The organism is Amycolatopsis sp. NBC_01307, assembly GCF_035975215.1.
GTDB lineage: Bacteria > Actinomycetota > Actinomycetes > Mycobacteriales > Pseudonocardiaceae > Amycolatopsis.
In genome coordinates, this window is the sequence record NZ_CP108403.1 from 8388164 (window position 1) to 8400150 (window position 11987).

Annotated in this window: 13 protein-coding genes; 9 read left to right on the forward strand and 4 right to left on the reverse strand. The window is 70.2% G+C overall.

Annotated features, from left to right (window positions below):
• Positions 1–84 precede the first annotated feature (84 nt).
• The gene (locus OG439_RS37030; RefSeq protein WP_326945221.1) at positions 85–1020 is read left to right on the forward strand and encodes a PDR/VanB family oxidoreductase; all 936 of its coding nucleotides are present in this window, start codon (positions 85–87) and stop codon (positions 1018–1020) included.
• On the opposite strand, the gene OG439_RS37035 is transcribed toward OG439_RS37030, so the two are convergent.
• Positions 1015–1299 (reverse strand): YciI family protein, encoded by a 285-nt coding sequence (locus tag OG439_RS37035; protein WP_326945222.1) that lies wholly within the window; start codon positions 1297–1299, stop codon positions 1015–1017. The genes OG439_RS37030 and OG439_RS37035 overlap by 6 nt on opposite strands.
• A 189-nt stretch (positions 1300–1488) precedes the next feature.
• On the opposite strand from OG439_RS37035, the gene OG439_RS37040 reads away from it, so the two are divergent.
• The 4 genes from OG439_RS37040 (at position 1489) to OG439_RS37055 (ending at position 4473) form a co-directional block, all read left to right on the forward strand.
• Complete coding sequence (locus tag OG439_RS37040) at positions 1489–2061, forward strand: RNA polymerase sigma factor (RefSeq protein ID WP_247063810.1); 573 nt, start codon at positions 1489–1491, stop codon at positions 2059–2061.
• Positions 2062–2152: 91 nt separating this feature from the next.
• Positions 2153–3304, forward strand: a complete 1152-nt coding sequence (gene nagA / locus OG439_RS37045; RefSeq protein ID WP_326951713.1) for an N-acetylglucosamine-6-phosphate deacetylase — start codon at positions 2153–2155, stop codon at positions 3302–3304.
• Between the two features lie 23 nt (positions 3305–3327).
• Complete coding sequence (locus OG439_RS37050) at positions 3328–3717, forward strand: hypothetical protein (RefSeq protein WP_326945223.1); 390 nt, start codon at positions 3328–3330, stop codon at positions 3715–3717.
• Between the two features lie 45 nt (positions 3718–3762).
• Positions 3763–4473, forward strand: coding sequence for a DedA family protein (locus tag OG439_RS37055; RefSeq protein WP_326945224.1), 711 nt, complete (start codon positions 3763–3765; stop codon positions 4471–4473).
• A 67-nt stretch (positions 4474–4540) separates the two neighbouring features.
• Here the strand turns inward: OG439_RS37055 and OG439_RS37060 are convergent, their stop codons facing one another.
• Together OG439_RS37060 and OG439_RS37065 are read right to left on the reverse strand one after the other, a co-directional pair.
• The gene (locus OG439_RS37060) at positions 4541–5932 is read right to left on the reverse strand and encodes an FAD-binding oxidoreductase (RefSeq protein WP_326945225.1); all 1392 of its coding nucleotides are present in this window, start codon (positions 5930–5932) and stop codon (positions 4541–4543) included.
• A gap of 131 nt (positions 5933–6063) precedes the next feature.
• Complete coding sequence (locus tag OG439_RS37065) at positions 6064–6489, reverse strand: PPOX class F420-dependent oxidoreductase (protein WP_326945226.1); 426 nt, start codon at positions 6487–6489, stop codon at positions 6064–6066.
• Positions 6490–6754: 265 nt separating this feature from the next.
• Between OG439_RS37065 and OG439_RS37070 the strand changes: the two genes are divergently transcribed.
• The 4 genes from OG439_RS37070 to OG439_RS37085 all read left to right on the forward strand — a co-directional run bounded on the left by OG439_RS37070 (position 6755) and on the right by OG439_RS37085 (position 11502).
• Positions 6755–7288, forward strand: a complete 534-nt coding sequence (locus OG439_RS37070; protein WP_247059290.1) for a MarR family winged helix-turn-helix transcriptional regulator — start codon at positions 6755–6757, stop codon at positions 7286–7288.
• Complete coding sequence (locus OG439_RS37075) at positions 7285–9876, forward strand: MFS transporter (RefSeq protein ID WP_326945227.1); 2592 nt, start codon at positions 7285–7287, stop codon at positions 9874–9876. Before OG439_RS37070 ends, OG439_RS37075 begins: the two co-directional genes overlap by 4 nt.
• Positions 9873–10694: a YceI family protein gene (locus OG439_RS37080; protein ID WP_326945228.1), complete on the forward strand. Its 822-nt coding sequence runs from the start codon at positions 9873–9875 to the stop codon at positions 10692–10694. Before OG439_RS37075 ends, OG439_RS37080 begins: the two co-directional genes overlap by 4 nt.
• A 130-nt stretch (positions 10695–10824) precedes the next feature.
• Positions 10825–11502: a DedA family protein gene (locus tag OG439_RS37085; RefSeq protein WP_326945229.1), complete on the forward strand. Its 678-nt coding sequence runs from the start codon at positions 10825–10827 to the stop codon at positions 11500–11502.
• Between the two features lies 1 nt (position 11503).
• Here the strand turns inward: OG439_RS37085 and OG439_RS37090 are convergent, their stop codons facing one another.
• Positions 11504–11917 carry a VOC family protein gene (locus OG439_RS37090; RefSeq protein WP_247059298.1) on the reverse strand — a complete coding sequence of 138 codons (414 nt, stop codon included), beginning with the start codon at positions 11915–11917 and terminating at the stop codon, positions 11504–11506.
• Positions 11918–11987 lie beyond the last annotated feature (70 nt).

Consider the following 11987-nt stretch of genomic DNA (forward strand, 5'->3'; position numbering starts at 1 on the left):
GCCCCCAGGTGGGCGCTTTCACGTGAAAGTGCCGGTCTTGGCCGGCCCACCCGGCTGGATGGCAGCGACCGGCCCGATCGGCTGATGTCCACACTGGTCGGCGTGGTCGGGGCCTACCGCAGGCTCTCGCAGGTCAGCGGGAAGCGGCGGCCGCCGGTGCGCGCGGTCGACCGGAACCTGCCGCTGACGGTCGAAGCGGTGCGTCCCGAAGCCGAGGGCGTCGTGAGCCTGCGCCTGGCGAACGGCGCGCCGTTGCCGAGCTGGCGGCCCGGCGCGCACATCGACTTGGTGCTGCCGTCCGGTCTGGTCCGGCAGTACTCCCTGTGCGGCAACCCAACCGAAAACGACCATTACCGCATTGCCGTCCGGCGGATCGGCGTCGCGTCGGCCGAGGTCCACGCGCTGCGGGCGGGCACCCGGGTCGTCGTGCGCGGGCCGCGGACGGCGTTCCCGTTCGTCGGCGAGGGGCCGTTCTGGTTCGTCGCCGGTGGGATCGGGATCACGCCGATCCTGCCGATGGTGCACCGCGCGGCCACCAAGGGAGCCGACTGGCGGCTGGTCTACACCGGCCGCAGCCGGGCGACGATGCCGTTCCTCGACGAACTCGCGCGCTACGGCCGTGTCCGGATCCGCCCGGACACGGAGTACGGCGTCCCGGCCTCGGGCGCCGAACTCCTCGACGGCATGCCGGACGGCGCTTCGGTGTACTGCTGCGGTCCGGTGCCGATGATCGCCGGCCTCCGGGTGGACCTGGCCCTGACCACGGGCGCGGTCCACTTCGAACGGTTCGCGCCGCCGCCGATCGTGGCGGGCGCGCCGTTCACGCTCACGTTGCGCAGGTCCGGCCGGGTGCTCGACGTCCCGGGCGACCGGTCCGCGCTCGACGTCGTCCGGGAGGCACTGCCCGACACGCCGTATTCGTGCCGCCAGGGCTTCTGCGGGACCTGCGCGGTGCCGACGGCCGACGGCGGATCGATGCGGATCTGCGTCGACCGCGGCCCCGCGGTGCTGGAGTTATGAGCCCTCGGGCAGCCAGGCGCCGATGACCGGCTTGAACTCGCGGACCGTCCGCTCGGCGATGACGCCCTCCAGGAAGTACGGGTCCTTGCCGATCGTCTCCTGCAGGTGCGCCTCGTCGTCGGCCTGGTAGAGCGTGACGCCGCCGGTGCCGTCGCCGAGCGGGCCGGCGACCGCGACGCGGCCCTCTTCGGCGAGCTTGGTCAAGAACTCGCGGTGGCGGGGCCGCACCTCCTGCAGTTTCTCCTGGACGTAGGTGATTTCGACGAGGTACCAGGCCATGTGGATCTCCGTGCTCGGACGGGCGGGATGCGACCGACGCTACTCTGTGTCCCAGCATCCGAACGCTGGCGACGCGGGGCCAACCCGATAGGCTAGGTGTGCGTCAGTACCTGTGTGAGCGCTGTGAATACCGTGAACCTGCTGACGCGGCACACCGTGCAAACCGGGGTCGAGGACAGGCAGGGGTTCATGCTCGAAGGCAATGCGGAACGCAGTGTCGAGGCGACCCTCGGCCACTTGCGGGTCATGGACGGACCGGCGCCGGTGCAGACGCCGGCGCCGCTGAACCTCGAAGACCTCTACCGCCAGCACCGGATGCGGCTGGTCCGGCTGGCGATTCTGCTGGTGGACGAGCCCGCGACCGCGGAAGACGTGGTCCAGGAGGCCTTCACCGGCCTGCACCGCAACTGGGGCCGGCTGCGTGACGCCGCCGCTGCTGTCGGTTACCTGCGCACCGCCGTGGTCAACGGGTCGCGCAGCGTGCTGCGCCGCCGCAAGACCGCCCGGGAGTACGTGCCGCCGCACGCGGTCAACGCGCGGTCCGCGGAGAGCCTCGCGATGCTCTCCAGCGAGCACCAGGCCGTGGTCAGCGCACTGTCCAAGCTGCCGCCCCGCCAGCGCGAGGTGCTGGTGCTGCGCTACTACGGCGGGCTGAGCGAAGCCGAGATCTCTGAGGCCGCAGGCATTTCGAAGGGTACCGTCAAGTCGACCGCCAGCCGGGCGCTCGAGGCCCTCCAGAAGGCCATGCAGGCCCCACAGTGACCCGGGTGGACCATCCCGATCACTGAGTCGTATCACCATGCTTGGTCCAGACCAATATATGCTGGGGTGCGTGAGAGGCGCCGGAGATTTCGTGATCATGGGCGGCCGGGTCGCCGCCCCGGACCGTGTACTCGACGACGGCTGGGTAGCCGTCTCCGACGGGCGGATCGCCGGCGTGGGTTCGGGGACCCCGCCGTCCGGCGAGCACGTGGACGTCGGCGGGGCACTGGTCGTACCTGGATTCGTCGATACCCACTGCCACGGCGGGGGAGGTGCTTCGTTCACCTCCCTCGATCCCGAGGAGCTGTTGACGGCGGTGCGAGCGCACCGCCGTCACGGCACCACGACCATGCTCGCCAGCCTGGTCTCCGATCCAGTGGACATCCTGCGTGAGCAGGTGGCCGCGCTGCGTGAGATCGTCCAGGACGGCGAGGTCGCGGGCATCCACCTGGAGGGGCCCTTCATCTCGAAGGCCCGCTGCGGGGCCCACGACCCGGAGACGCTGCTCGAGCCCGACACGGGCACGGTCGACAAGCTGCTGCGGGCCGGCCAGGGCGCGATCCGGATGGTCACCATCGCCCCCGAGCTGTACGGCGGCGTGAAGGCCGTCCGCCAGCTGGCCGAATCGGGCGTCATCGCCGCCATCGGGCACACCGACGGCGTCGAGGAGCAGCTGCTGCCGGCGATCGACGCCGGCGCGAGCGTCGCGACGCACCTGTTCAACGGCATGCGCCCGCTGCACCACCGCGAGCCCGGCCCGGTCGGCGCGCTGCTGGACGACGAGCGCATCACCATCGAGCTCATCTGCGACCTGGTGCACCTGCACCCGACCGTGGTGCGGCTGGCCGCCAAGCACGCGGGGCGCAACCGGACGGTGCTCATCACCGACGCGATGTCGGCCACCGACGCCGCCGACGGCCGCTACACGCTGGGCCGGCTCGAGGTCGACGTGCACGACGGCGTCGCCACCCTCGCGGACAACGGTTCGCTGGCCGGCAGCACCCTGACGATGGACACCGCCTTCCGCAACCTGCTCAACGGTGCGAAACTCGGCATCCTCGACGCCGTGCACGCGACATCGCTGCGGCCCGCCGAGCTGCTCGGCATCGCCGACCGCACCGGCTCGCTCACGCCGGGCAAGGTCGCGGACATCGTCGTGCTCGACACGGACCTGCGGCCGGCCAAGGTGCTGCGGCGGGGACAATGGGTCGCCGAGGTGGGAACGGCTACCTTGAGCACCTGAACGAACACGAGGAGACGGGCGGGATGAGCGAGCCGAAGGACCCCGAGCAGCTGCTGGCGGACGCCCTTCGCGCGCAAGCCGTCTTCGCCCCGCAGGTGTCGCCCGCCCCGGCCCGGGACTCCGAGCCGGGTACCGACGCCGTGCCCACGGACGCGCTGGCCACCCCCGCCGAGCTGCCCTCGGCGTACGGGCTGCTTTCCGGCGCCAGCGCGGACTCCCTCGAGCGGGAACGCGCGGCGCTGGACGACGCCGACGCCGACGCGCCCACGACGTTCACCCCGCGCCCGGAGCCGGAGACCGTCCGGCAGCCGGCGTCGTCCGGCGCGCAGCTCCCGGCGTACTGGATCCTGATGCTGGCGGTCCTGCTGGGCCTCGCCGCGGGGTCCGTGGTGGGCCTGCTCACCCTGGTCTGAACGGGTCTTATCAGGCACTCAGGGTGACCCTGTACCGTTTTTGAGGTGATTCTCGCCCAGAGCACGGTCAACACGATGTCGCTGCTGCCGTCATGGCTGGACCCGCAGCACTTGCTGAGCGGCCTGACTACGCCGGTCCTGGCGGTGCTGTGCCTGATCATCTTCATCGAGAGCAGCATCTTCCCGGTGCTGCCCGGTGACTCCCTGCTGTTCACCGCCGGCCTGTTCATCGCGAACGGCACCCTCGACGCCTCGCTGTGGCTGGTGTGTGTGCTGGTCACGGTCGCGGCGCTGCTCGGCAACGTCGTCGGGTACTACCTCGGCTACTTCGCCGGGCCCAAGCTGTTCAACCGGCCGGACTCGAAGTTCTTCAAGCGCGAGTACATCGACAAGACGCACGAGTTCCTGGAGAAGCACGGCCCCAAGGCGGTCGTGCTGGCCCGGTTCGTGCCCTTCGTCCGGACGTTCATCACCTGGATCGCCGGCATCGGCCGGATGGATCCGAAGCGTTACTTCACGTACACGGTCATCGGCGGCATCCTGTGGGCCGCGGGCATCACGATCCTCGGGTCGCTGCTCGGGAACATCGGCTTCATCCGGAACAACGTCGACTCGATCTTCGTGCTGATCGTGCTGGTCTCGGTCGTCCCGATCCTGTTCGAGTACCTCAAGTCGCGGCGCGAGAAGAAGGCGTCGGCCGCGATGGCGTCGTCCGACCCCGAGGTCACGCAGCGCATCCCGCGCATCAAGGACTGACTCTTTCCGTAGAAACGGCGAAGGGCCCTCACCGGTCGGCGGTGAGGGCCCTTCGCCATTCCGCGGATCAGGTCATCGAGAACATCGAGCCCGGGTTGAACAGGTTCTCCGGGTCGAGGGCCCGCTTGATCTCCCGGTGGACGCGCATCCCGACCGGACCGATCTCGCGTTCCAGCCACTCGCGCTTGATCTTGCCGACGCCGTGTTCGCCGGTCACGGTACCGCCGAGCGAGAGCCCGATCTCGAGGATCTCGTCGAACGCGCGCTGGGCGCGGGCGAACTCGTCCGGGTCTTCGGGCCGGTAGACGATCGTGGGGTGCATGTTGCCGTCGCCGGCGTGCCCGACCACGGCGATCCGCAGGCCGACGTCTTCGCTGACCTTTTCGCAGCCGCGGATGAGCTCGGCGATGCGCGTGCGCGGCACGCAGACGTCGTCGGTGAGCCAGAGGCCGTAGGTCTCCAGGGCCGTCAGCACGACCCGGCGGGCCTGCAGCAGCATCCGGCCTTCTTCGAGGTCCTCGGTGGTGTACGCGAGGTCGGCCCCGCAGTCGACGCAGATCTGCTCGAGCTTGGCCAGCTCGCGGCGGGCGACCTCGCCGCCGGCGTCGGACTGGCCGAGCAGCAGGGCCCGGCAGTCCGAACCCGCGCCGAGGTCGGTCTTGAGGTAGGCCTCGGACGCCTTGATCGAGGACGCGTCCATGATCTCCAGCAGCGACGGCACAAGCCCTTCGCGGACGACCCGCGCGACGGCCTCACCGGCGGCTTCGGTGCTGCTGAAGCCCGCGACGAACGTCGCCGGCGCCTGGGGCAGCGGCTTGAGCTGCACGGTCGCCTGCGTGATGACGCCGAGCGTGCCCTCGCTGCCGACGAACAGCCGCGCGAGGTCGTACCCGGCGACCCCCTTCACGGTCCGGCGCCCGGTCCGGAGGATCTCGCCGTCCGCCAGGACGACCTCGAGGCCGAGGACGGAGTCGGTGGTGACGCCGTACTTCACGCAGCAGAGGCCGCCGGCGTTGGTGGCGAGGTTGCCGCCGAGGGTGCACCAGTCGTAGCTCGACGGGTCCGGCGGGTAGAAGAGGCCGTGCTTCTCGACGGCGTTGCGGAAGTCCAGGTTGACGACCCCGGGCTGGACGACGGCCAGCCGGTTCCCGGCGTCGATCTCGACGATCTCGTTGAGCTTGGTCAGCGCGAGCACCACGCAGCCCTCGATGGCGTTGGCGGCGCCGGACAGCCCGCTCCCCGCCCCGCGCGGCACGATCGGCACCTTCGCCTCGGCGCAGGCCTTCACGACGGCCTGCACCTGCTCGGTGTTCTCGGGCAGCACCACGGCCAGCGGCGTGCCCGACGGCGCGAGCGGCATCATGTCGCGCGAATACGACGCCGTGACGTCGGAGTCGGTGAGCACGGCGCTCTTGCCGAGCAGGTCGCGGAGCCGGGTGACCAAAGCTTCGTCGCTCATGACTTCATGGTAAGCCCGGATAGTCCGCACTGCGGAAATCTTCTTTCGAATCCGCCCGGTCCGCGCAATGCCGTGAAGGGCACCTTCAGGGACATACAAGCCATGAGGGTGCCCTTCAGGACACGCCCGGGTCAGCGGATCACGCCGAAGACCTTGTCGAAGTGCAGGGTCAGCAGGACGCGCTGGTCGGTGACCATCGCCTCGCGGTACTCGGCCCAGTTCGGGTGCTCGCCCGCCGCGCGGCGGTAGTAGTCGACCAGCGCCTCCACGGTCGCGTCGTCCGGCGCGGCGGCCGGCTGCGTCAGCTCCGCGCGGGCCTCGGCGACCACGTAGCTCCAGCCGTCCTCGCTGCCCACGTGGTAGGTCACCCGCGGGTCGCGGCGCATGTTCTTCGTCTTCGCCCGGGTCTCGGTGATGGACGCGGTGACGGTGTCGCTCTCCGGGTTGTAGAGGTGGGTGATGGTGGACAGCTGCGGCCGGCCGTCGCGGCGGATGGTGGCCAGGACGCCGTGGCGGCGCGCGGTGATGAATTCCCTCAACGCTGTGTCGTCGGTCATACCCCTTCCAACCCGTCGGCGCCGTCGTTGTTCCGCAGTCCGGAGGACGCGCTCACACGGCCGAGTGTCACCCATAAGCGCAGCTCAGCGCCCTCGAACCGCACAGAAGCGACAAACTGGGGCACGGGAATCTGCTTGCATACGGCAACTAAAGTGTGTTGTGACACATCGGGCCGGTCCTCGCTTGCAGAACCGTCCGCGAAGGCACATCCTTGCCTGAGGCAACTAGTTGCAGCCGCCAACCAAAGCCGCGTGAGGACCAACCATGGCACCCGACAGCTCAGCAGCAGCCCGGCCACGGGCCGAACTGGATCTGGCCGACTCGCTCGGCCATGAGCTCGTGCGCTTCATCCGGTTGATCAACAAGGCGAAGTCCCAGGTCTCCAAGCAGGGACCGGACGGGATCGAGCGGGCGGCCTACGCGATCCTCTTCACCCTCATCCACGAGGGCCCGCAGCGCACCAGCCGGCTGGCCGAGTCGCTGCACGCCGAGATCTCGACGATCAGCAGGCAGTCGAGCTCGCTCGTCCAGCACGGCCTGGTCGAGCGCCAGGCCGACCCCGAGGACGGGCGGGCCTGCCTGCTCGCGCCGACAGCCGAGGGCCTCCGGGTGTTCGAAGAGAACCGCAAGCAACGCAATCAGTGGCTGGCCGAAGTGCTCGAGGACTGGTCGGAAACGGACCGCCAGAACCTCAACCGGCTCTTCGGCCGGCTCAACACAGGTATCGAGAAACACTCTCCACAGCTGGCGGACGCGCAGGCGCCGACCGCTGCACCGGCCAAGGGGGCCACTGCATGAGCACCACCGTCGAAAAACCCGATCTGCCATTGCCGTCGAAGGCCTTGCCGCAGCTGAGCCACCGCCAGATCGTCACGATCCTGAGCGGGCTGATGTGCGGCATGTTCCTGGCGGCGCTCGACCAGACGATCGTCGGCACGTCGATCGTCAAGATCGCCAACGACCTGCACGGCTTCGACCTGCAGGCGTGGGCCACCACGGCGTACCTGATCACCTCGACGATCGTCACGCCGATCTACGGCAAGCTGTCCGACATCTACGGCCGCAAGCCGTTCTACCTCGCCGCGATCACGATCTTCGTCGCCGGTTCGCTGGCCTCGAGCTTCTCGACGTCGATGTACGAGCTGGCCTCGTTCCGCGCGGTCCAGGGCCTCGGCGCCGGCGGTCTGATGTCGCTGGCCATGACCATCATCGGTGACGTCGTCCCGCCGCGGGAACGCCCGCGGTACCAGGGTTACATCCTCGCCGTGTTCGGTCTCTCGACCGTGCTGGGCCCGGTGCTGGGCGGCTTCTTCGCCGGCTTCGACACCCTGGCCGGCATCTCCGGCTGGCGCTGGGTCTTCCTGATCAACGTCCCGATCGGCATCATCGCGCTGTTCGTCGTGGCGAAGGTGCTGAACGTGCCGCACGAGCGCCACGACCAGAAGATCGACTGGTGGGGCGCGCTGGCGCTCGTCGTCGCGGTCGTGCCGTTCCTGATCGTCGCCGAGCAGGGCCAGAAGTGGGGCTGGGGCGACGGCAAGGCGATCCTCTGCTACGTCGTTGGCGGCGTCGGCGTGATCGCGTTCATCCTGATCGAACGGCTGATGAAGGACGCCGCGCTGATCCCGCTGCGGCTGTTCAAGAACTCGACGTTCACCGTGGCCATCATCGGCGGTGTCATCGTCGGTGTGGCGATGTTCGGCGCGATCACGATGATCCCGCAGTTCATGCAGGTCGTGCAGGGCTACACGCCGACCGAGTCCGGGTTGCTGATGCTGCCGCTGATGGCGGGCATCATGACCAGCTCGATCGTCTCCGGCCGGATCACGTCCAAGACCGGGCACTACAAGATCTTCCCGATCCTCGGCACCCTGCTGATCGCGGTCGGCGCGTTCTTCTTCGCGCAGGTCGAGTACAACTCGGCGCTGTGGCACCCGCTGGTCGCCGCGGCCATCATCGGCCTCGGCCTCGGCCAGTGCATGCAGACGCTGGTCATCGCGGTGCAGAACGCCGGCCCGCGCAGTGACATGGGCGCCTCGACCGCGTCGGCGACGTTCTTCCGCCAGATCGGTGGTACCGCCGGTGTCGCGATCTTCCTGACGATCCTGTTCAACACGCTGGGCCCGAACATCACCAAGGCCTTCGGCGGCAAGCTGCCGGCGGGTGCGGGTGCCGGGGTCGCCAACCTGTCCGAGAACACCAGCGGCATCCAGGACCTGCCCGAGGCGATCAAGACCCCGGTGCTGATCGGCTTCACCGAGTCGATCACCACGGTGTTCTACGTCGCGGGCGCGGTGGCCCTGCTGGCCACCGTCGTGCTGCTGTTCATGAAGGAGATCCCGCTGGCCGGGATGAACCCCGCCGCGGCGGCGGTCGAAGGCGGCGAAGCGTTCCTCGACGCCGATGCCGAGGCCGACGACTTCGCGGACGCGCCCACCGAGATCGTCGAGCCGGTCCGCCCGCTCGACCGCGAACCGGCGCTCGTGGGCGGCGGGAAGCACGCACTGAGCAACGGGCACGGTGACTACCAGGCCGTGTCGGGCGCGCTGCCGATCACGAACTCGATCTCGGACGCCGAAATCGACACGCCGGTCGGCGCGGGTGGCGTGCCGGTCATCGGGCACGTGCGCCGCCAGGACGGCAGCCACGTCGCGGGCGCCGCGCTCACCCTGATCGACCAGCGCGGCCGCCAGGTCGCGCGGGCCACCGGATCGGGCGACGGCAGCTACTCGGTGCCCAGCCAGGGCCCGGGCGCGTACGTCCTGATCGTGTCGGCCCACGGCCACCAGCCGCAGGCCTCCAGCGTCGTGATCGGCAACGGGCCGGCGACGGTCGACGTCACGCTCACCGGGTCCGGCGAGCTGACCGGCACCGTGAAGGCCGCCGCCACCGGCGCGCCGCTGGCGAGCGTCACGGTCACCCTGACCGACAGCCGCGGCGAGGTGAACGGCGCGTTCATCACGACCACGGACGGCACCTACGCCTTCATCGGCGTCGGCGCCGGGGCCTACACCCTGGTCGCCAGCGGCCCGGGCTACCGGCCCGTCGCGGTGACGCTCACCGTGCCGGACAGCGGCGTGCTGCGCCACGACGTCGAGCTGGCCAGCTCGGTGCTCCTCGCGGGCACCGCGCGGACCGAGGGCGACCGGATCGTCCCGGACGCGCGGATCACCGTGCTCGACCCCGAAGGCAACGTGGCCGCCGTGGCCCGGACCGACAGCGAAGGCCGGTACCTGGTCAGCGACCTGCCCGCGGGCGCCTACACCGTGGTCGCGAGCGGCTACCCGCCGGCGACCAGCCAGGTGGAGCTGACCGGTGGCGAAGCGGACCACGACGTCCGGCTGAGCTACGACCAGGCCCTCGACGAGCTGGTCGACCGGTCATGACCGGACTGCGCGCCACCCTGCGCACGGCCGAGGGCTGGGCGGTGGAGCACGCGGTGCTCACCGTCACGGACCCGGCCGGGCGCCAGGTCTCGCGGCAGGCGGCCGACGTCCGCGGCGAGGTGGCCACCGACGCGCTCGCGCCGGGCACCTACACCGCGGTCGTCACGGCGGCCGGGTACACCCCGGTCGCCCGGATGGCGCAGATCGCCTCGGACGGCACCGGCTCGCTCGGCGACGTCGTGCTGGCCCCGGTCGCCGAGGCGATCGACCTGCCGCCCGCCGGGGCGTGGACGATCGACCCGATGCACTCGTCGGTCGTCGCGACCGCCCGTCACCTGGGCATCGCGAGCATCAAGGCGCGGTTCCCGGACGTGTCGGGCCGGCTCGAGATCGGCCGCCCGGCCGAGCAGTCGTCGGTGCACGCCGAGATCAAGGCGGCGAGCATCGACACCGGCATCCGGATGCGCGACGACCACCTGCGGTCGCCGGACTTCCTCGACGTCGACGTCCACCCGGTGATCACGTTCGCGAGCCGGGGGATGCGCCAGCGCGGCGTGGACTCGTGGACGCTGGTCGGCGACCTCACGCTGCACGGCGAGCGCCGCGAGATCGAGCTGGAGCTGACCTACGGCGGCTGGGGCCCGGACCCGTGGGGCGGCGTCCGCGTCGCGTTCCACGCCGAGACGCAGCTGCACCGCAACGACTTCGCGATCAACTACAGCGCGATGGTCCGCGCCGGCGTCGCGGCGGTCGGCACGACGGTGAAGGTCGAGCTGGACATCGAAGCGGTCCAGGGCGAGTCACTGCCGCAGTTCTGAGAAACCCACGTCGAAGGCCCCCTCACCGCTGGTGAGGGGGCCTTCACGGTTGGTGCGGGGCGCGGCTTCCGGACCGCTCGATTCGGTCGTTGGCCGCGGGGCGTTCACCTGGGGCACGTAGGCTTCGGGGGTGAACGTCGTGAGCGTGGAGGCCGCGGGCGTCGGCGTGAGCTGGCTGGACACCGCCGGGCCCGTGCTCGTCTGGGTGATCGTGCTGAGCTTCGTGCTCGTCGAATGCGCGCTGATCATCGGGCTGTTCCTGCCCGGCGACTCGCTGCTGTTCGGCGCCGGCGTCGTGCTGGCCCAGCACGGCTCGGACCTCAACGCGTGGCTGCTGTCGGGCGCCGCGCTGATCGTCGCCGTGCTCGGCAACCAGATCGGTTACTACATCGGGCGCACCGGTGGCTCCAAGCTGATCGCGCGGCGCGACGGCAAGGTGCTCAACCGGCAGAGCCTCGAGCGCGCGCAGGAGTTCCTGGACCGCCGGGGCTTCTTCGCGATCGTCGCCGCGCGGTGGATCCCGTGGATCCGCACGCTCGCGCCGCTCATCGCCGGGGCCGCCCGGATGGACCCGCGCCGGTTCATGCTGGCGACGGCGCTCGGTGGGCTGCTCTGGGTGCCGACGCTCGTGCTGCTCGGCTACTACGGCGCCGGCCTGCTGGACGTGCTGCCGTGGCTGAAGACGGCCGCGCTCTGGGCCAGCGTGGCGTTCTTCGTGTTCGGGACCGCGTACGGCGTGCTGCGCTACCGCCAGGAAATGCGCCGTCCCGTCGAAAAGGCCGATGAGACGGACGACGCGCGCGCCTGACTCAGAGTTCCGGGTCGGCCCAGATCTCCAGCTGGATGCCGTCGGGGTCGCGGAACACGACCACCCGGGATCCCTCGAAGGTGCGCGACGGCGCGGCCGGCAGGTAGGAGACGCCGAACTCGGCGAGCCGGTCCTCCCACTCGACCAGCTCGGTCACCGAACCCACCTTGAACGCGACGTGGTCCAGCCCGGTCCGGCGTTCGTCGAAGCCGCGTCGGCCGGTGTCGGCGTGCTGCACCAGCACGACGGAGAACTCGTCCCCGGCGGAGCGCAGCACGACCTTCCGCAGTCCCGTGTCCGGCTCTTCGCGCCGGGTGACCTCCTCGAGGTCCAGGACCCGGGCGTACCACGGCACACTGCGGTCGACGTCGGTCACGGTCAGCGCCAGATGGTGCACGGACATGAGTTTCGCCATGGCTTTCGAAGCCGTCCTTTCGCGTGGCGGCTCCCCAGAGTTGCACAGCGTTCGCTTGGCAAAACGTCGG

Bases quoted from the DNA above. Each gene is read 5' to 3' on its own strand.
- OG439_RS37065 (WP_326945226.1), bottom strand. From the start codon at position 6,489: ATGACCGACGACACAGCGTTGAGGGAATTCATCACCGCGCGCCGCCAC.
- OG439_RS37070 (WP_247059290.1), top strand. From the start codon at position 6,755: ATGGCACCCGACAGCTCAGCAGCAGCCCGGCCACGGGCCGAACTGGAT.
- OG439_RS37080 (WP_326945228.1), top strand. From the start codon at position 9,873: ATGACCGGACTGCGCGCCACCCTGCGCACGGCCGAGGGCTGGGCGGTG.
- OG439_RS37075 (WP_326945227.1), top strand. From the start codon at position 7,285: ATGAGCACCACCGTCGAAAAACCCGATCTGCCATTGCCGTCGAAGGCC.
- OG439_RS37050 (WP_326945223.1), top strand. From the start codon at position 3,328: ATGAGCGAGCCGAAGGACCCCGAGCAGCTGCTGGCGGACGCCCTTCGC.
- OG439_RS37060 (WP_326945225.1), bottom strand. From the start codon at position 5,932: ATGAGCGACGAAGCTTTGGTCACCCGGCTCCGCGACCTGCTCGGCAAG.
- OG439_RS37040 (WP_247063810.1), top strand. From the start codon at position 1,489: ATGCTCGAAGGCAATGCGGAACGCAGTGTCGAGGCGACCCTCGGCCAC.
- OG439_RS37090 (WP_247059298.1), bottom strand. From the start codon at position 11,917: ATGGCGAAACTCATGTCCGTGCACCATCTGGCGCTGACCGTGACCGAC.
- OG439_RS37035 (WP_326945222.1), bottom strand. From the start codon at position 1,299: ATGGCCTGGTACCTCGTCGAAATCACCTACGTCCAGGAGAAACTGCAG.
- OG439_RS37030 (WP_326945221.1), top strand. From the start codon at position 85: ATGTCCACACTGGTCGGCGTGGTCGGGGCCTACCGCAGGCTCTCGCAG.